This window comes from Citrobacter sp. VF227 (assembly GCF_052950715.1).
This window is the reverse complement of the sequence record NZ_JBRFVF010000544.1, coordinates 1-444: the sequence shown is the minus strand read 5'-3', so window position 1 is coordinate 444 and position 444 is coordinate 1. Positions and strand designations below refer to the sequence as shown.

General features: G+C 68.7%; 1 protein-coding gene. It reads right to left on the bottom strand.

What is annotated here, in order from left to right:
* Nucleotides 1-291, bottom strand: a 291-nt coding sequence (locus ACU8YC_RS27765) for a DUF779 domain-containing protein (protein ID WP_446896365.1), incomplete at its 3' end; no start/stop codon positions are given.
* Between the last annotated feature and the right edge of the window lie 153 nt (nt 292-444).

The following is a 444-nucleotide window of genomic DNA, read 5'->3' as shown; positions in this document are numbered from 1 at the left end:
GTGCGTGTGCTTCCAGACCTCGAACTGCGACCGGCTGATGAAGAAGTCCGCGCCCCCCACCGTGCCGAGATTCACGTCGCCGTCGCTCACCAGAAAGTCGCCCACCGGGTAGCACATGGGCGAGGAGCCGTCGCAGCAGCCGCCCGACTGGTGGAACAAGCCCGGACCGTACTCGCGCCTCAGCTCATCGATCAGGGCGAGCGCCGCCGGGGTGGCGGTGACCCGCAGGGGTGTCCCGTCGACGCCGGCCTGCTCGGCGACGTTGGCGTCGATAACCTGGTCCGAAGTCATGCCGTCCTCCCTGTCGATGTCTGAATATGCTGTGTTCCCGGCCGGTTTCCACTGCGCATCGCGCCGGATGCCGGCGCCGAACGGTCGCGTCGCGCGTTGTGTCGCCGAAGGGCGGCGGACACCGCCCGACCGATCAGGAGCCCGCACCATGTC